The 18,790-nt window shown below is 61.5% G+C and carries 14 protein-coding genes; 12 read left to right on the top strand and 2 right to left on the bottom strand.

Features of this window, described 5'->3' with window-relative positions:
* The first annotated feature begins 19 nt into the window (after positions 1-19).
* The 8 genes from cbiE to ACA071_RS03190 all read left to right on the top strand — a co-directional run bounded on the left by cbiE (position 20) and on the right by ACA071_RS03190 (position 8,515).
* Positions 20-1,231, top strand: a complete 1,212-nt coding sequence (gene cbiE / locus ACA071_RS03225; RefSeq protein ID WP_497643101.1) for a precorrin-6y C5,15-methyltransferase (decarboxylating) subunit CbiE — start codon at positions 20-22, stop codon at positions 1,229-1,231.
* Complete coding sequence (locus tag ACA071_RS03220; RefSeq protein ID WP_497643100.1) at positions 1,224-2,321, top strand: cobalt-precorrin-5B (C(1))-methyltransferase; 1,098 nt, start codon at positions 1,224-1,226, stop codon at positions 2,319-2,321. The genes cbiE and ACA071_RS03220 overlap by 8 nt, the downstream gene beginning before the upstream one ends.
* Positions 2,318-3,052, top strand: coding sequence for a cobalt-precorrin-6A reductase (locus ACA071_RS03215; protein ID WP_497643099.1), 735 nt, complete (start codon positions 2,318-2,320; stop codon positions 3,050-3,052). Before ACA071_RS03220 ends, ACA071_RS03215 begins: the two co-directional genes overlap by 4 nt.
* 298 nt (positions 3,053-3,350) lie before the next feature.
* A complete protein-coding gene (locus ACA071_RS03210; RefSeq protein ID WP_497643098.1) occupies positions 3,351-3,749 on the top strand; it encodes a DUF2946 domain-containing protein in 399 nt (132 codons plus the stop codon).
* Between the two features lie 48 nt (positions 3,750-3,797).
* Positions 3,798-4,277 (top strand): copper chaperone PCu(A)C, encoded by a 480-nt coding sequence (locus ACA071_RS03205; RefSeq protein WP_497643097.1) that lies wholly within the window; start codon positions 3,798-3,800, stop codon positions 4,275-4,277.
* 20 nt (positions 4,278-4,297) lie between these two features.
* Positions 4,298-4,720: a DUF2946 domain-containing protein gene (locus ACA071_RS03200; protein ID WP_497643096.1), complete on the top strand. Its 423-nt coding sequence runs from the start codon at positions 4,298-4,300 to the stop codon at positions 4,718-4,720.
* Between the two features lie 189 nt (positions 4,721-4,909).
* A complete protein-coding gene (locus ACA071_RS03195; RefSeq protein WP_497643095.1) occupies positions 4,910-7,027 on the top strand; it encodes a TonB-dependent copper receptor in 2,118 nt (705 codons plus the stop codon).
* A 111-nt stretch (positions 7,028-7,138) separates the two neighbouring features.
* Positions 7,139-8,515 (top strand): PepSY-associated TM helix domain-containing protein, encoded by a 1,377-nt coding sequence (locus tag ACA071_RS03190; protein WP_497643094.1) that lies wholly within the window; start codon positions 7,139-7,141, stop codon positions 8,513-8,515.
* Positions 8,516-8,575: 60 nt separating this feature from the next.
* Here ACA071_RS03190 and ACA071_RS03185 read toward each other — a convergent pair whose 3' ends face one another.
* The gene (locus tag ACA071_RS03185) at positions 8,576-8,905 is read right to left on the bottom strand and encodes a hypothetical protein (RefSeq protein ID WP_497643093.1); all 330 of its coding nucleotides are present in this window, start codon (positions 8,903-8,905) and stop codon (positions 8,576-8,578) included.
* A gap of 299 nt (positions 8,906-9,204) precedes the next feature.
* Between ACA071_RS03185 and ACA071_RS03180 the strand changes: the two genes are divergently transcribed.
* The 4 genes from ACA071_RS03180 (at position 9,205) to ACA071_RS03165 (ending at position 14,190) form a co-directional block, all read left to right on the top strand.
* A complete protein-coding gene (locus ACA071_RS03180) occupies positions 9,205-11,325 on the top strand; it encodes a TonB-dependent receptor (protein ID WP_497643092.1) in 2,121 nt (706 codons plus the stop codon).
* 125 nt (positions 11,326-11,450) lie between these two features.
* Positions 11,451-12,239 carry an ABC transporter ATP-binding protein gene (locus ACA071_RS03175; protein WP_497643091.1) on the top strand — a complete coding sequence of 263 codons (789 nt, stop codon included), beginning with the start codon at positions 11,451-11,453 and terminating at the stop codon, positions 12,237-12,239.
* A complete protein-coding gene (locus tag ACA071_RS03170; RefSeq protein WP_497643090.1) occupies positions 12,236-13,183 on the top strand; it encodes an ABC transporter substrate-binding protein in 948 nt (315 codons plus the stop codon). The genes ACA071_RS03175 and ACA071_RS03170 overlap by 4 nt, the downstream gene beginning before the upstream one ends.
* Positions 13,180-14,190 (top strand): FecCD family ABC transporter permease, encoded by a 1,011-nt coding sequence (locus tag ACA071_RS03165; RefSeq protein ID WP_497643089.1) that lies wholly within the window; start codon positions 13,180-13,182, stop codon positions 14,188-14,190. Before ACA071_RS03170 ends, ACA071_RS03165 begins: the two co-directional genes overlap by 4 nt.
* A gap of 41 nt (positions 14,191-14,231) precedes the next feature.
* Here ACA071_RS03165 and ACA071_RS03160 read toward each other — a convergent pair whose 3' ends face one another.
* Complete coding sequence (locus ACA071_RS03160; protein WP_497643088.1) at positions 14,232-18,728, bottom strand: hypothetical protein; 4,497 nt, start codon at positions 18,726-18,728, stop codon at positions 14,232-14,234.
* Positions 18,729-18,790 lie beyond the last annotated feature (62 nt).

Raw genomic sequence — 18,790 nt, 5'->3', positions numbered from 1 at the left:
CTTTTTTTGAGGACGGCAGATGCAGCCCTGGCTGACAGTAGTAGGAATCGGTGAAGACGGCTTCAAGGGCCTGGGCAAGAACGCCCGACGGGCTCTGCTGGGTGCTTCGCGGATCATGGGTGGCCAGCGCCAACTGGATTTGCTGCCGGTGTGCATTCGTGGCGAGCGGCAGTTGTGGCCGAGTCCGTTTTCCCTGGCTCCGGTGCTTGAGCATCATGGCGAGCCGGTGTGTGTGCTGGCCAGTGGCGACCCGATGTTCTTTGGCGTCGGCGCCAGCCTCGCACGGCAAGTGCCCGCCGAGCAGATGCTGATCCTGCCGGCACCGTCCTCTTGTTCCCTCGCAGCGGCGCGTATGGGCTGGCCGTTGCAGGACGTGGTGACGCTTTCGGTGGTGGCTCGCCCGGTCGCCGCGCTCAACGGGCAATTGTTCAGTGGTGTGCGGTTGCTGGTGTTGAGCAATGACGGGCAGAGCCCGGCAGCCATTGCGGCGTTACTGCGGGAGCGCGGTTTCGGACCGAGTAGGGTGACCGTTCTGGAACATTTGGGCGGTGACGCCGAGCGGCGCATCGACGGGGTTGCCAGCGACTGGACCGACCCCACCATCGCCGACCTGAATCTGATCGCCATCGAATGCATCGCCGAACCCGGCACCGCGCGGCTTTCACGCCTGGCCGGTCTGCCGGATTCAGCCTTCAAACATGACGGCCAACTGACCAAACGCGACGTGCGCGCCATCACCCTCGCCCGCCTTGCGCCGACACCCGGCGAATTGCTGTGGGACGTCGGCGCCGGCAGCGGCTCGATCGGCATCGAATGGATGCGCGCTCACCCGAGCTGCCGGGCGCTGGCCATCGAAGCTGATGACGGTCGGCAGCTGTTGATCGAATACAACCGCGATGCCTTGGGCGTCCCGGGCCTGCAACTGATTCGCGGCAGCGCGCCGCAAGCACTGGCCGGGCTCGAACGCCCAGATGCGATTTTCATCGGCGGAGGCGTGACCCGTGCCGGCGTGCTCGACACCTGCTGGGCCCAACTCAAGCCCGGCGGCCGACTGATTGCCAACGCCGTGACCCTGCAAAGCGAAATGACCCTGATGGCCTGGCGCGAACAACAGGGCGGCGAACTCACGCGCATCCATATCGCTCAGGCCCAGCCATTGGGCGAGTTCGATACCTGGCGTCAGGCACTGCCTATCACCCTGCTCGATGTAACGAAACCACTCGATGCGTGACGAAACCGCCGAACAACCCGCGCCCCTGCGCAGTGGCCTGACCACCGGCAGCTGCGCCACGGCCACCAGCCTCGCCGCCGCGCGGCTGTTGCTCAGCGGCGCGACTGCTGACGCGGTGGAGATCGTCCTGCCCAAGGGCAAACAGGTACGGATGCGCCTGGAATTTTGCCGCTTGAACGACAATGGCGCCGAAGCCGGAACCATCAAGGACGCCGGTGATGACCCGGACGTGACGCATGGGGCATTGCTCTATTCCCACGTGCGCCTGGGCGCCGAGCCGGGGATTCGCTTTATTGCCGGCCAAGGCGTCGGCACCGTGACGCGGCCCGGTCTGGTGCTAAGCGTCGGCGAGCCGGCGATCAACCCGGTGCCACGCAAGATGATCACCGAGCACCTGTCATTGCTGGCCGAGGAGTTGGGCTACAGCGGCGGTTTCGAGATCACGGTCAACGTCGAGGGCGGTGAAGCCCTGGCACTGAAAACCATGAACCCGCGCCTGGGAATTCTTGGCGGGTTGTCGATCCTTGGCACCAGCGGCATCGTCCGGCCGTTTTCCTGCGCGGCCTACATCGCCTCGATCCACCAGGGCATCGACGTTGCAAAAACCAACGGCTACCTGCACATCGCCGCCTGCACCGGCAACGCCAGCGAAGACACCATGCGCCGGGTCTACGACCTGCCGGAAATCGCCCTGATCGAAATGGGCGACTTCGTCGGCGCGGTACTCAAGCATCTGCGCAAAGTGCCTGTGGATAAGCTCAGTATTTGCGGCGGCTTCGGCAAGATCAGCAAACTGGCGGCCGGGCATATGGATTTGCACAGTCGGCATTCGAGTATCGACCTGCCGCAACTGGCCGAATGGGCTGCCGCGATGGGTGCTGATGAGGCATTGCAGCAATCGATCCGCGAGGCGAATACCAGTCAGCAAGCGCTGGCCATGGCCAGTGCTGCCGGGGTCGCCCTCGGTGATGAAGTGTGTCGGCATGCGCTGGAATTTGCCCGCAGCGTGGTGCCGGCGCAGGTTCAGGTCGAGGTGTTTGCCATTGATCGCCAGGGCGGGATTGTCGGCCATGCAGGAGCTTTTCAATGAAGCGAGTGTTGTTGCTCGGGGGGGTCACGGAGGCCTTAGCCATCGCCAGGAAGCTGGGACCGGAACACATTTATAGCCTGGCTGGGGTCGGTCGCGTGCCAACGGACTTGACCTGTCAGGTTCGCGTCGGTGGTTACGGCGGGGCCGAAGGCCTGGCGCAATTCATTCGCGATGAAGGCATTGAACTGCTGCTGGACGCCACCCACCCCTACGCCGCGCAAATCAGTCAGAACACCGCCACCGCCGCTAAGTTGTGCGGCATCCCGTGCTGGGCGCTGCGGCGTCCGGCCTGGCAACCACAGGCTGGGGACGATTGGCGCGAAGTCAGTGACTGGGCGCAATTGATCGAAGCGCTGAAACCCTTCCGCCGGCCACTGTTCACTCTCGGCCGCGAGCCGTTGCAACACCTGCACGAAATCCCGCCGGAGCAATTCTGGACCTTACGCGCACTCGACGTTTACCCCGGCAACGAACGCTGCGAAGTCATCGGCGCCCGTGGGCCGTTTGTGATCGAGGATGAACGCGAGCTGTTCGAACGTCGGCAGATCGACGTGCTGATCAGCAAAAACAGCGGCAGCACCGCCACCGAGCCGAAACTGGAAGTGGCGCGGGAACGTGGCGTGCCAGTGTTGGTGTTGAAGCGGCCAGTGTTGGTGGGGGTTGATCGGGAGTTTGGGTCGGTAGCGGACGTGCTGACAGCCCTGAAAGCGGAAACCACCACACACCTGTAGCAGCTGGCGAAGCCTGCGTTCGGCTGCGCAGCAGTCGTAAAATCAGCCAGTGCGGTGTTTCAGATGATCCGAGGTGTCCGGATTGACGACTGCTGCGCAGCCGAACGCAGGCTTCGCCAGCTGCTACAAAAAAGTGGGAGGCCTGAGTTGTATGGCACTGGCAAACTGAAATTGACGACTATCATGAAGCTTATGAAGGCAGCCTGATGCGACACCACACCGCACGCCGCTTTTTTACTTATCGGCCCTGATCAGGCTAAATAGCCGCGCCTGATCGCCCACCCACCGGATTTGTCCCATGTCCCGACAACGGCTCGCATTTGCCTGGATCGCCTGCTTTGCAGTGCTGTTCAATATGCTCGCCATGCCGATGACCGGAGCGATGGCGCAGTCGGCGAAATCACCCGCCGAACAGTTGCTGTGGGGCAGTTTCTGTACGTCCAGCGGGACGAAGATGGTGGCGATTTCCTTGGGCACGTTCGACCAGAAAGCCCCGCAGAACGACGATCATTCCAACATGCAGCATTGCTGGTGCTGCTCGGGTTCTGCGCCATTGGTGGCGTTGCCGGGGCATGTGCCGCAGCTGTATTTCGCGCGGATCGAGGCCAATCGAAGCCTACCCGCCGCCGCTCTCGACACGCCTACACCGCGCCAGCAATGGCCGAGCCTCAATCCCCGCGCTTCCCCTCTGGGGTGATTCGTTCTCGCAATTGACCTGCGTTTTGAATCGTTCTGGAGAACTGCCATGTTGAACAAACTTATCGTTCTGGCCGCGTTGCTGCTGCCTGCCTGTTTTGCCAATGCCCATGAATTCAAGGCCGGCGAGCTGGAAATCGCCCAGCCGTGGTCGCAGGAGTTGCCACCGAACGCACCGACCGTGGCGGCTTACTTCGTGATTCACAACAACGGCAAGACTGCTGACCGACTGCTGAGCGTCGACTCGCCGATTTCTGGCGAAGCGCAGTTGCATGAGCACGTCATGCAGAACGATTTGATGAAAATGCAGCAAGTGCCGAGCGTCGAAATCCCTGCTGGTGGCAACGTCACGTTTGCACCGATGGCCTATCACGTGATGCTGCTGAACCTGAAAGATCGCAGCCTGCTGAGCGATGGAAAAAGTTTCCCGTTGACGATGCACTTCGAGAAGTCCGGCAACGTGACAGTCGAAGTCTCGGTGCAGAAGAAGCCGCCGCAAGACATGCAGATGCACGCCCACACCCAGTAGTCGCCTGAGCAGAAAACGCCATGCGCGCCCTTAGCGCCAGGTCATCCAAGCCCCGCCGTCAGTCGTTAAGCCTGACCCGCGGCAGCTGGATCAGCCTGTTCGCCATGATGATGATCTTTATCGGTCCACTGATTTCTCAGTCGATGCCGATGGATCAACGCGCCTCAATGTCCATGAGCATGTCGATGGACATGAGCATGGACGACCACGGCGAACAAGCCGCAGAACACTGCCCGCCCGCCGCCGAACACCACGCACTCTGGGAAAAATGCGGCTATTGCAGCCTGCTGTTCAACTGCCCGGCGCTCACCGGCGGCCAGTCCTTCGTCGCGTTCGACACACCGCCCACCAACACCTTCACCACACCCTCCCCTCGCTGGGGTCATTCCCGGCAACCGTTCTTCCCCGGCGCCCGAACCCGCGCGCCACCCATCGTCGCGTAAACACTTACCCCGATCTCACACGGTCTGAAGACAGCCAAAGCACCCTGTGGGAGCGAGCTTGCTCGCGATGAGGGAGTGTCAGTCAACATTAATGTCGTCTGACATGCCGCTTTCGCGAGCAGGTTCGCTCCCACAGGGATTGCGCAGGCTGCCGACCGTGTCGTTTACGACTGTTCGATGGAAATTGTCATGTCCAGGTTTTCTGCTGACACACGCTTGAGCTGCACCCAAACATCTTTTGCCCTGAACGAATCCCGTCTTCGTTTCAGGCACGCCACCGCAGTCCTTTGCGGCGTGTTGCTGACCCCGATGGTGCTGGCCGATGAACACGCCGGCCACACCGAAGAACTGAGCCCGACGGTGATCACCGCCATCGCACCAAGTTCGCCGCTGACCATCGTCACCAACCCCAAGGACCCGCGCCAACCGGTGCCGGCCAGCGACGGTGGCGATTACCTGAAGACCATTCCCGGCTTCGCGCTGGTGCGCAACGGTGGCACCAACGGCGATCCGGTGTTACGCGGCATGTTCGGTTCGCGGCTAAACATCCTCACCAACGGCAGCATGATGCTCGGCGCCTGCCCCGGCCGGATGGACGCGCCGACCTCGTATATCTCGCCGGAAACCTACGACAAACTCACCGTGATCAAGGGCCCGCAAACCGTCCTTTGGGGACCGGGCGCTTCGGCCGGGACCATCCTCTTCGACCGAGAGCCAGAACACTTCGGCGAACTCGGCACCCGGGTGAACGCCAGCGTGCTGGCCGGCTCCAACGGTCGCTTCGACAAAGTGGTGGATGCCGCGGCGGGCGGCTCTTTGGGTTACGTGCGAGTGATCGGCAACACCGCGCACTCCGACGACTACAAGGACGGCAATAACGACACCGTGGCGTCGCGATACGACAAGTGGAACGGTGATGTCGCGGTCGGCTGGACCCCGGACGCCGACACCCTGCTGGAGCTGACCGCCGGCAAGGGCGACGGCGAAGCGCGTTACGCCGGACGTGGCATGGACGGTTCGCAGTTCAAACGCGAAAGCCTTGGGCTGCGTTTCGAGAAGTCCAACATCGGCGACGTGCTGGATAAGATCGAAGCGCAGGTCTACTACAACTACGCCGATCATGTGATGGACAACTACACCCTGCGCACGCCGTCGGGCACCGGGATGATGTCGGGGCCGATGGCCTCCAACGTCGACCGCCGCACCCTCGGCGCACGGATCAAGGCCACTTGGCTCTGGGCCGACGTGCAACTGATCGGCGGCCTCGACGCGCAGACCAACGAACATCGCCAGCGCAGCAGCATGGGCATCGACACCTACAAGGCCCTGCCCTACACCAAGGACGCCGACTTCCATAACTACGGTGTGTTCAGCGAATTGACCTGGTACGCCGCCGACCGTGATCGGCTGATTACCGGTGCGCGAGTGGACCGCGCTTCGGCCAAGGATTATCGACAGAGCACCGGTTCCGGGATGATGAGCATGCCGAACCCGACCGCCGACAAAACCCGCGCCGACACCCTGCCCAGCGGCTTCGTCCGCTATGAGCATGACCTGGCGGACAGCCCGACCACGCTGTACGCCGGTCTCGGTCACAGCCAGCGTTTCCCGGATTACTGGGAGCTGTTTTCACCGAAATCCGGTCCGGCCGGTTCGGTGAATGCCTTCGATTCGATCAAGCCTGAGAAAACCACCCAGCTCGACTTCGGCCTGCAATACAAGACCGAAGACCTCGAAGCCTGGGCCTCGGGCTACGTCGGTCAGGTGCGCGATTACATCCTGTTCAACTACACGCCGACCATGATGGGCACCACCTCACAGGCACAGAACATCGACGCACGAATCATGGGCGGCGAATTGGGTGCGGCCTACAAGCTGACCAGCAACTGGAAAGCCGACGCGACCCTGGCCTACGCCTGGGGCAAGAACAGCAGCGATGGCAAGGCACTGCCGCAAATGCCGCCGCTGGACGCACGTTTCGGCCTGACCTACAGCGAAGACAACTGGAGCGCCGGGGCCTTGTGGCGGGTGGTGGCGGCACAGAACCGCATCGACCAGAACAAGGGCAACGTGGTCGGCAAGGACTTCGACAAGAGCTCGGGTTTCGGCGTGTTCTCGCTTAACGGCGCGTATCGCATCAACAAGAACTGGAAGGTCAGCACGGGCGTCGACAACCTGTTCGGCAAGGCTTATGCCGAGCATTTGAACCTGGCGGGGAATGCCGGTTTTGGTTATCCGGCCAATGACCCGCAAGCCATCAACGAACCGGGGCGCACGCTCTGGACCAAGGTGGATATGAGTTTCTAACAACAAAAAGTCAAAAGATCGCAGCCTTCGGCTGCCCTGTAGGAGCTGTCGAGTGAAACGAGGCTGCGATCTTTAACAGACAACAAATATCGCCAAAGCGGAGCACACGTGATGAAACAGCCCAAACCCAACTTCTACAACCTGGCCTGGCGTTGGCATTTCTATGCCGGGTTATTCGTCGCACCGTTCATGGTGATGCTGGCCCTGACCGGCCTCATTTACCTGTTCAAACCGCAACTCGACCCATTGATGTACGGCAGCCTGATGAACGTCCCCGCAGGGAATCACTCGGCCTCCGCCGACGACCTGCTCAAGCGGGTGAAACAGGCGTATCCACAAGGCCAGATCAAACAATACCTGCCACCGGTCAACGCCGAACGCAGCGCGCAGTTTGTCGTCATCAACGGCGCTCAGGAGCTGAATGTCTTCATAGACCCGTACCACGGCGACATCCTCGGCGAACAAGACGCCAAGAAGAACCTGCAAGCCCTCGCCCGGGCGATTCATGGTGAGTTGATGATCGGCACCGTCGGAGATCGGCTGGTGGAACTTGCCGCTGGTTGGGGCGTGGTGCTGGTGGTGTCCGGTGTCTTCCTGTGGTGGCCGCGGGGTCAGTATGCCGGCGTTCTATGGCCAAGATTGACCAGTCGCGGCCGCGTTTTGTGGCGTGATTTGCATGCGGTCACCGGGTTCTGGGGCGCGGCATTTTTGCTGGTGATGCTGCTCAGCGGCATGACCTGGACCGGTTTCTGGGGCAAGCAGTACGCCGAGGTCTGGAACACCTTCCCGGCGGCGATGTGGGACAACGTGCCGAAGTCCGACGTCGAGGCCCGCAGTCTCAACAGCGCCACCCGCCAGACCGTGCCTTGGGCGATGGAAAACACGCCGATGCCGATGTCCGGCGACCACGCCGAACACATGGCCCACGGCGCCGCACCGGCCGGTCCTGCCGCACCGACCATCAGCTTGCAAGACGTGCAGAACATCGCAGTGCAACGCAAGGTCGAACCGGGTTACAGCATCACCTTGCCGACCACCGCGACCGGCGTGTTCACCATCGCGGTGTTCGCCGACGACCCGCGCAACGACGCCACCCTGCACGTCGATCAGTACACCGGCGACGTCCTCGCCGACGTGCGCTACGAGCAATACGGCGCCGTCGCCCGCGCCACGGAAATCGGCGTAATGCTGCATGAAGGCAAGATGTTTGGTGCGTTCAATCAGATCATCGTGCTGCTGATCTGCCTGATGATTCTGCTCAGTGCCGTCAGCGGCGTGGTGATCTGGTGGAAGCGTCGCCCACAAGGCAAGTTCGGTGTTCCGCCGCTACGCCACGACCTGCCGAAATGGAAAACCGGGGTGGCGATCATGCTCGCGCTGGCGGTGCTATTTCCGTTGGTGGGGGCCTCGCTGATTGTGGTCTGGGTGCTGGATCGCGTGTTGCTGTCCCGCTGGACTAGTGCGACACAATCCACACCGTCCGCTTGATCAGGTCTACGGTTCAGTTGAACACCCCTGAGCCGCGCCCCGAGCGACTTTCAGGTTGCATCAACAGCCGCCGGGTCTGAGCGTCCCATTGCAGTTATTGAGTGTGGTGACTTGATCTGGAGCACCTTGAAATTCTGTGGAGACCTGGCGTTGAGCCTGATTAAGACATCCAACTTTAATTAGGCAGCCAGGGCTATTGGCGTTGACGATTTCGTAAAGCGTTGAACCATTATTCATCATCACCGGGGTCTGACACGTTTTGTAGGCGGAACTTGCAAACCAGTTGGATTGGCAGCGCAGCACCGGATCAGAATCCTCCGCCAGGCAACCTTGGCCATACATCAGGAAAGATAACGTAATCGCAATGAAACACTTTTTTGACGTTTTCATTTGTGACACTCCTAGCAGACGTTACTCATGCCCAACCTATCGCCGGGACAGAGGCACATCTACTGTCAATATTGACAGTGCGCTATAAAATTTGGCGATTAAAAGCACACTAGTGTGGTGAAACTGAATCTGCCTCACCTTCATCATGAATCAGCCGAGATGCGCGCGTTAGAGGGATCTGTAGACTTCGCGCGCTTATCTCGCGGCCATTTTTAGTGTTACTGTATAACGCGAATGTGCCGCCCCGCCCGCAACAGGATTGTTGCGGGTTTTCTTTGCAGAAGTGATTCACCGCCCCGATGAACAAGTACCTCTTGTCCAGCCTTTGCCTGCTCGCCCTGAACAACAACGCCCAGGCGCAAGCGCTGACATTGCCCACCGGCAGCATCACCGCGCCGGCGGTTGACGATGAAACCGTTAGCCTGAACACGCCGACCACCGCCGGTTCGCGCCTGAACCTCACGGCCATGGAAACCCCGGCCAGTGTCGAAAGCCTGACGGGCGAACAGATTCGCGCGCGCGGTGATCGCAGCGTGCAGGACGCGGTGTCGCGCAGCACGGGCATCAGCCGCACCGGCACGCCGGGGGATGGCGGCACGTCGTTGTCGGCGCGGGGTTTTACCGGGCAGAGTTCGGTGATGCAGTTGTATGACGGCAACCGCCTGTACACCGGCATGGGTACCGGGACTTTTCCGGTGGACACCTGGTCGGTGGAACGCGTCGATGTGCTGCGTGGCCCGGCGTCGGTGTTGTACGGCGAAGGCGCGACCGGTGCGGTGGTCAACGTGATCCCGAAAAAACCCTTCGAGGGCGAGATCGAAAACCACCTGCGCGTCGGCTACGGTTCCTACGACAGTCAGCAGCAAGCCTTCGACAGCGGCGGCTCGCTGACCGATACCTTGAGCTATCGCCTGAACCTCAATCGCCTGCGCAGCAATGGCTGGGTCGATCGTGGCGATTCCGCCAGCGACTTCATCAGCGTCGCCCTGCGTTGGCAGGCGACCGACGATCTGGCGTTCACCCTCGCCCACGACTACGGCGATCAACAGCCGATGAACGACTTCGGCACGCCGCTGATCGATGGCCGCTTCAAAGAAAGCCTGCGGGACAAGAACTACAACGTCAGCAACGACAAGCAGCACTACAACGATCAATGGACGCGGCTGACCAGCGACTGGCAGATCTCCGACAGCGTCAGTTCAAGCAACGAACTGTATTACCTCAAGGCCCAGCGCCGCTGGCAGAACGCCGAGAACTACAACTTCGACCACGACACCCGGCAGCTCAGCCGCAGCGGTTATTACGGCATCGGCCACACCCAGGAACAGGTCGGTGATCGTCAGACGCTCACGTTCAAACACACCCTGTTTGGCCTCGACAGCCAGACCGTCACCGGCATCGATTACAACCGCATCCGCTTCCAGCTCGAGAGCAATTCGCCGTTCAATGACGTGCTGCCGAATGGCCAACCGGTGGATCTGTATCACCCGCAACCGGGTCGCTTTGAAAGCGCCGATCCGTACCGCAGTCAGTTCCAGTCGACCACGAAGCAGATGTCAGCCTTCGCCGAGAACCGCACGCAACTGAGTGAACGCTGGTCCCTGGTGACCGGGGCGCGCCGCGATTACGTGCACGTCGACCGCACCGATCTGGTCAAGGACAGTCAGAGCGACAAAACCCTGACCGGCAACAACTGGAAGGCCGGTCTGGTGTTTTCCTTGACCCCGGATACTTCCTTTTACGGCCAGTACGCCACCAGTACTGACGGCGTCGGCGGCTTGATTTCCCTGAGCCCGAGCCAACAGCAATACGATTTGGCCACCGCCAAACAAGCCGAAATCGGTATGAAGCAGATGTTCTGGGACCAGCGCGGCGAGTTCACTCTGGCGGCCTATCGCATCGTCAAAAAGAAGCTGCTGACCGACGATCCGAGCAACCCGACGCTCAAGCAACAGGTCGGCCAGCAATCGTCCAACGGCCTGGAAGCCAGTCTTGATCTGCAACTGCCACATGCCTGGCAATTGCAAGCCAACGCCGCCATCGTCAAAGCCAAATACGATGACTTCGAAGAAGTGGTCAGTGGCGTGCCCGTGTCGCGCAACGGCAATCGCCCGGTAGACGTGCCACGGCGCACGGCGAATCTGTGGCTGAGCAAGGCGATCAACGATGACCTGAAGGCCGAGGCGGGTGTGCGGTATGTCGATGCGCGCTATGCGGACATGGCCAACCAGAATGAGCTGCCGAGCTACACCGTGGTCGATGCCACGTTGTCATGGAAGGCGTTGCGTAATACGACGTTGGGGTTGCAGGTGAATAATCTGTTTGACCGGCAGTATGCGCAAAGCCAATACAATGAGGGACAGCAGTGGATTCTTGGGGAACCAAGGTCATTCTTCGTCACCGCTGATTACACCTTTTGATTGATCGTTCCCACGCTCTGCGTGGGAATGCAGCCCGGGACGCTCCGCGTCCAAAAAAGCGGACGCAGAGCGTCCATTGAGGCGCTCCCACGCGGAGCGTGGGAACGATCACTTATGGAATTTGCATGACCTCGCTGAACCTCACACACCTCGCCTGGACACCCCTGGGCCACGGCCACTGTCATCACCAGTTCCAACTGCGTGACGCCTCGCTGCACGTGGCCGCCGGTGAGTTTGTCGGGTTGATCGGCCCCAACGGCAGCGGCAAAACCAGCCTGCTGCGCTGCGCCTATCGCTTCAGCAAACCCGACAGCGGCGAAGTGAAACTCGATCACCACAACGTCTGGAAGCAATCCTCACGTTGGTGCGCACAACGCATCGCCGTGGTCCTGCAAGAATTCCCGGACGCCTTCGGACTCACTGTCGAAGAAGTGGTCGCCATGGGCCGTACGCCGCACAAAGGCCTGTTCGATGGCGACACCCTCGAAGACCGAAACCTCGCCACTCAAGCCTTGGAGTCCGTCGGCCTGAAAGGCTTCGAAGACCACGCCTTCGCCACCCTTTCCGGTGGTGAAAAGCAGCGGGTGATCCTTGCGCGCGCCCTGGCCCAGCAACCGCAATTGCTGATCCTCGACGAGCCGACCAATCACCTCGATCCGCGCTATCAGCTCGAATTGCTGCAACTGGTCAAACGCCTGAACATCGGCACACTGGCGAGCATCCACGACCTCAATCTGGCTGCCGCTTTTTGCGATCGGTTGTACGTGATCAACCACGGCCGCATCGTCGCCAGCGGCACGCCAAAAGAAGTCCTGACCGCCGCGCTGCTGCACGACGTGTTCGGCGTCCAAGCGTTGATCGACGACCACCCCCTCCACGGCTACCCACGAATCACCTGGATAACCCAACCATGACTGTGCGTTCCCTGCTGTGCCTCGCTCTGTTGCTGGGCAGTGCCCACGCCTTTGCCGAGGCGACGAAATACCCGCTGACCGTCCAGAGCTGCAACCGCGAAGTGACGTTCAAGCAAGCTCCGAAACACGCAGTCAGTCATGACATCAACATGACCCAAATGATGCTCGCCCTCGGCCTCAAACCGCAGATGGCTGGCTACAGCGGTGTCAGCGGCTGGAAATCGGTCACCCCGGACATGCAGTCGCTACTCGACGGCCTGCCGGAGCTGGCGGCCAAGTACCCGTCAGTAGAAACGCTGCTCAACGCCAACGTCGATTTCTTCTTCGCCGGTTGGGACTACGGCATGCGCGTCGGTGGTGACCTGACGCCGCAGACGCTGCAACCGTTGGGCATCAACGTCTACGAGCTGACCGAGTCCTGCGCCTTCGTCATGAAGCGCCCGGCCGCCACGCTGGAAGACACCTACAACGACTTGCGCAATCTCGGCAAAATCTTCGACGTGCAAGATCGCGCCAACGCCTTGATCGCCGAGATGCAGGCGCAAGTCGCTGCGGTGCGCAAGGATCTGCCGGCGGACAAACCCCGCGTGTTCCTCTACGACAGCGGCGAAGACCGGGCCATGACCTCCGGGCGCCTCGGCATGCCGCAAGCGCTGATCGATGCGGCCGGCGGGCGCAATATTCTCGATGACGTCGAGGCCAGTTGGACCCGGGTTAACTGGGAAAATGTGGTGGAGCGTAATCCCCAAGTCATCGTGATCGTCGACTACGGCGAAGTCACCGCCGAACAGAAAGAGCAATTCCTGCTCAACAACAAAGCCCTGCAATCGGTGGACGCGATCAAGAACCAGCGCTTTATCGTCATCCCTTACGTACAAGCCACGCCGGGGATCGACAACGTGTTGGCGGTTGAAACCCTGGCCAAAGGTTTCCACGGCGAATGATCGATCGTCGCTATGCCTTGCTGCTGACCGCTCTCGGCGCACTGTTGCTGGTGTCGTGCGTGGTGTCGTTGGGCGTTGGCCCGGCGCGGGTGCCGGTGGATGTGGTGTGGCGGATTTTGCTGCACAAGCTGTTGGGTGTCGGCGTGCCCGACTGGGCCGCCGGACAGGAACACATCGTCTGGCTGATCCGCGTGCCACGCATGTTGCTCGGTGCGCTGGTCGGTGCCGGGCTGGCGTTGATCGGCGCAGTGCTGCAAGCGGTGACGCGCAATCCGCTCGCGGACCCGCACTTGCTTGGCGTGACCTCCGGCGCCACCCTCGGCGCGGTCATTGTGGTGCTGCATGTCGGTGAAATCGTCGGTCTGCTGACGCTGCCGATTGCGGCGTTTATCGGTGCATTGGCGAGCATGCTGATCGTGCTGATGATCGCCAACCGCAACGGTCGACTGGACAGCGATCGGTTGCTGCTGTGCGGCGTGGCGGTGTCGTTTGTGATGATGGCGATTGCCAATTTGCTGCTGTTTCTCGGCGATCACCGCGCGAGTTCGGCGGTGATGTTCTGGATGCTCGGCGGGCTCGGATTGGCACGTTGGGAATTGCTGGCGGTACCCGCTGCCAGCGTGTTGCTCGGGTTGGTTCTGCTGCTGGGGATGGCCCGACCGTTGAACGCGTTGATGGCCGGCGAGCAGACTGCCGTGACCCTCGGGCTCAACGCTCGTACCGTGCGGTTGCGGGTGTTTTTGATCGCCTCGCTGATGACCGGTGTACTGGTGTCGATCAGCGGCTCCATCGGCTTTGTCGGGCTGATGGTGCCGCACATCGCCCGGCGCATGGTGGGTGCCGAACATCGTCGGTTGCTGCCGGTGTGCGTGTTGCTCGGCAGTGTGTTTCTGGTCTGGGTTGATGTGGCCGCTCGAACCTTGATCGCCCCGGAAGACTTGCCCATCGGCGTCGCCACCGCCGCCATCGGTGGCTTGTTTTTCATCGGCCTGATGCGCCGCCGCTAAGCCCCTGTGGGAGCGAGGCTCGGCGCCGTACAGGTCAGTGATCAAAGCTCATCATGACCAGGTTTCACCGGCGCTTGCCCGGACTGCACCCAGCCCGCACTCACCAACCCTGGACGCTTCCAAAACCCATCAACCGCCAACACCTGCAACTTGCTGACGCCCAGCAGCCTGCGAAGAAACCCGGCAGCCTCAAGCTTCAAACCCTCATCGAGGAGCGCTTTCTCGCTCGCCGTGTAGTTCGGTGTGAACTTGAGCAAGGCGCCACCGCGACAGGTCAGGTAGCAACTGGAGCCCGGCACCCCGCTTCTCTGCAAGACCTCGGTGCTGAACTTCAGGTCGGCCAGCGCCAGATTGTCCATCAGTTGCCGATCGAAAGCGCTCGGCGCCGCCACCATCACTTCCACCGCTTTATAAAACTGATGAACCCCCACCACCTTGTAGTCCTGAGGAAACACTGGCAACGGCAACGGTTGCGAACCCGGCCCGGACACCGGGGCAATCGGCCCGCCAGGCCCCGAGTAAAACAGCCGGGAGGCGGCGTCACTGTCAGGACCATCTTCCAGCGGTTCGATGGGCACAAACGACGCCGAGGCCTGATGGTGCAGAACACCACCCAGATACTGCTGGCCCACATACGCTCCGACCTGTTGCTGCATCGAGCGGGCCGCATCATCGGCGTGGGCGAATATCGGCCCGAGGGCAAAGCGGTTATCCCGCGGCCACCGCACCAGTCCGATACCGGTTTTCACTCCTTTGGCGTCCACCCTGAACGGCGACCAGAAAGCACTGCGCACCACCACCCGCAGCTCACCGCTCTTGAGCACCTTGCGCAGGTATTCAAGCAACGGTTCCTGACCGGATTTCAGCTTTTCCCCATAGGCACTCGTCGCAGGAAAACTGGCCCATTCGGTAGCCGAGCTCAGCGGCTCGTATCGCAACAGGGCGTCGTCGGCACAGGTCAGATAAAGCTTGAGGTACGTGTCGCCCTTAGCCGTGGTCACCCTGACGGCATCAAGCCCGCGCGCCAGCTCCTGCGGCGAGACAAAGCTGCGGCTCAAGTCATCGGACTGTTGCCATGGACCGGTCGGCAGACACAGATAGAGGCCCACAACCCTGTAGCCCAGCGGCAGCAGTCCTTGGGCGAAAACCCGCTCGACCGTGAGGCTGCCCTGCCCTCCGGCGACAGGCAGGGTGGTGACATAACGCTCGGCGCTCAGCGACTTGAGGACAAACCCGAAGCGCAGGCTATCCCGCGCGCCCGCCGTTCGATGGACATGGCGCATGGCATCGTCCATCTGGGTGAAAACCGGGCTTAACGCCGGATCGGACACGGCAAATCTCTGGAGCACCGTCGTGATCGCCGCCGGATAGGCAACCCACCCGGCCACCCGTTTCGGCTCGCCCCACAAGCGGCTGCCCTGAACCACTTGCAAACGCCCCGCCCTGGCCACTTGGTTAACGAACTCGCTCGGGGCCAGTGCGCCGCTGCGCAACTGCAGTTCGGTCGGGTTTTGCTGGCGCTGCAGTTGGCTGGGCGATGCCAACGCCTGGGCCAATTGTTTCTCGGCGGCATTGCCCCGCAAGGTATAGCTGATCAGGCTGCCGTCGAGCCCCAGCAGGTATTCCTTGCCGGGCGACTGTGATGGCGACAGCCCGGGGCTTGGCAGAATCGCGGACAGGAAATCAGTGGAAAACATGTTGAGGTAGACGTCGCGTTCCTGAGCCGACAGCGCGAAGATCGGCTCCACCGCCATCCGGGAATGATAACGGGCGACCACCGTACTCCCGGCCAGAAACAAGCCTTTGTCCGCCAGTTCATTCAGTCGAATCCAGCTGACCGGAAAATCCTCGACGTCCACCGCCACCGGCAATGTGGCGACAAACAAGCCATCGGCTCGGCGCAATACCAGACCACCGTAGATCCTGTCCCGTCGCCGGCCCAACTGCGCCAGTGCATAGCGTGCGGCGTCATCCTGCCAGAGGAACGCCGGGCTCAAGGTGCGACGCTGAATCAGCGCATACGGTTTCCAGCTCGCACCGACAACGCCTGGCTCGTCCCACAACTCACTGGCGTGCAAGACCTCCAGTGTCCCGGCCCCGGCAATCAGTTGAATGATCCTGGCGAACGGTGGCGTGTCGTTGGCCAGCAACGACAGCAGTTCCTGCGCACCTTTTTGATCGAACCGGGTGGAGGAAGTCGAATACCGATAACGCAGCAATGCCCCGTCCAGCGTCGCGATGTAGAGGTTCAAGTCCTGGTGATGGCTGAGGCGTTGCGTCGCCTTGTCATCGTAGATTGCGGCCACCAGATCGGTGAGGGGCATGAAGTGTCGGGCAAACCAGGCGTCGGCGGTCGACAAGCCTTTGGCGATCCACTGCGCCGCGTAATAGACACAATGGGTGCGGTACTCATCGATCAGCACGGGGGCACCGAAATCGCTCGCCCGGTTGAGCTCATCCAGGCGCCCGGCCGACGCGGTTTCGGTGGCCACGAAATCTTCGCGTTGCTTATGCTTGAGAACAAACCCCAGCCCCGAGGCCGCCGCGCGGTAATCGAGCCGGCCGTGGTCGCGGGCAGCCAGCACCGCTTGTTCGACGGTCGTGAAAATCGCGCCCAGCACCGGCGCGGTAATGGATGGGCTGTCATCGAAAACACTGCCTCGCGGCCCCCACACGTCGTTACCCACCACCACACGCAACTCACCGGTACCGGCCAGTGCCGTCACCAGCGCGCTCGGTTCCAGCGTATTGGCGGCCAGTTCACGGCCGACAAGGGTGTTGCCATCAGCCAGCACCGCGACCCGAGCCTGCAACTGTTCAATGGCCGTCAACTGTCGTTCATCCGGGCGATACACCAACAGGCTGTCCGCCGAGCCACACAGATAAAACGCCGCCACCTGCTTACGCGCATCCAGCACGGTGCGAATGTCTTCGTCGGTGAACATTTGCTCCGCGATCTGCCGCTCCTTTTGCTCGGTACGGTTCACGCTTCTGGCATCTGCCCGCCAGCGCGAGGCGTACATCCCGTGTAGCGAGTAACCCTCGGCCAGAATGATCGGCGTCCCGTTGGCCTCCCGCGGGCACAACCGGTCCAGAGTGAACCTGGGCCTTGTGGAGACAACCGGCCGGGTGGCGACAAAACGCTTATCGGCATCCTGCAGGATCAGGCCGACATAGCCCTGATCACGCTGACTGCCGATATGCTCATGGGCGTAACGGGCCGCATCGTCGGCCGTGACAAAGGTCGGGCTGATCCGCCGCGATCCGGCATAGGGCAACCAGTCCGGACCCACGCGCCCGATGACGTCCCACAGCGCACTGCCCTTGAGCACCGACAACACTCCCGCAGCCGCGACTTGCCGGACGTAATCCCCCGGCAAGAGCGTACCGGCCTTCAGTTGCTCATTGAGCGCCGCACTGTCCTCCAGCGGGACTTCGCGGATGTGCATGGAAGGCTGGTATTGCAACACCGCGTCGTCCTGCGTCAAGGCGTACACCTTCAGGTATTCGTCGTACTCCTGGCGACGCCCGTCGCGCTTCGAAAAGCGGATACCGGCAGCCAGGTCCTGCGGGGCAAAAAAACGTTCATACAACCACGGCTCATGGGCGCTCCGGGCGCTGTCTGGCCGAGACAGGAAATAAACCCCGTCGAGGGTGAAGTCGAACAGGGGTTCGAGTTTGCGATTCGCCGTCATCGGGAACGTGTTCACCAGCGCAACGTCCGGCGAGCGCGACTCGAACGGATAGGTGGCGATGCACTCCGAGCTGTCGGCGGAGCGCAACACAAACCCCAGGTAAACACTGCCGGTCGGCGGATTTATCCCCTGGCCGGCCTCTGCGATGGCGCTGTCTACTTGGTCAGACACGGGTGCAAAAAAAGGTTGCGCCTCTGGCAGTGGCCAGAGCGTGACCGCCGTGCCCAAGGTCCAGTTGATCGGGACTTCGCCGCGTTTACCGCCCCATTGGGCATTGGCGACCAACACACTCAAGGTGCCGACCTTCGCCACCTGCTGGATCAGATGCTCGACGTCACTGAATGGGCCGAAGGGCTTGAAACCGGGCGCGAAGAGTTTCTTCTCCTCGGCCGGCTCGATGGATTCATATTTGATCAACGAACCGTCCGGGCCGGACAAATAATGCCGCTGGCCATAGGCACCGGGGTCCTGCAGAGGACTCAACAAATGCCCTCGGGAAAAGAAACCGAGGTACAACTTGACCTGCTCGGCGGTCCAGCCCGGATGCAAACGTTGCACCTCGGCGTGCTCCGCGCTGTGGGACACGTAATAGGCCACGCCGCTGTAGCCTTCAGGCGTTGTGCCGGGAACCAGAACCCCATCGAAATCGAACTGGCCCATGCGCCCGGCCACGGGCAGCGTGGGCCGGAACTTGCCATCGCCACGCTGCACGATGACGCCACCATAGGCCCGGTCACGGCGACTGCCGATCTGTCGATGAACCCAGTACGCCGCGTCGTCGACGCTGATGAAAATTGGCCCCAGGGCGGGGAAAGAAGGGGTTGGGGTAGAAGTGCTGTCCATGCGCTGCTCACCTGAAAAAGAGCCTCCATGATCAACATCCGTGAGCAGACCGTGCGGTACAT

It is taken from the genome of Pseudomonas sp. LBUM1646 (genome assembly GCF_059716165.1).
Note: the sequence above shows the minus strand (reverse complement) of the source record. Positions and strands in the feature narration are given on the sequence as shown.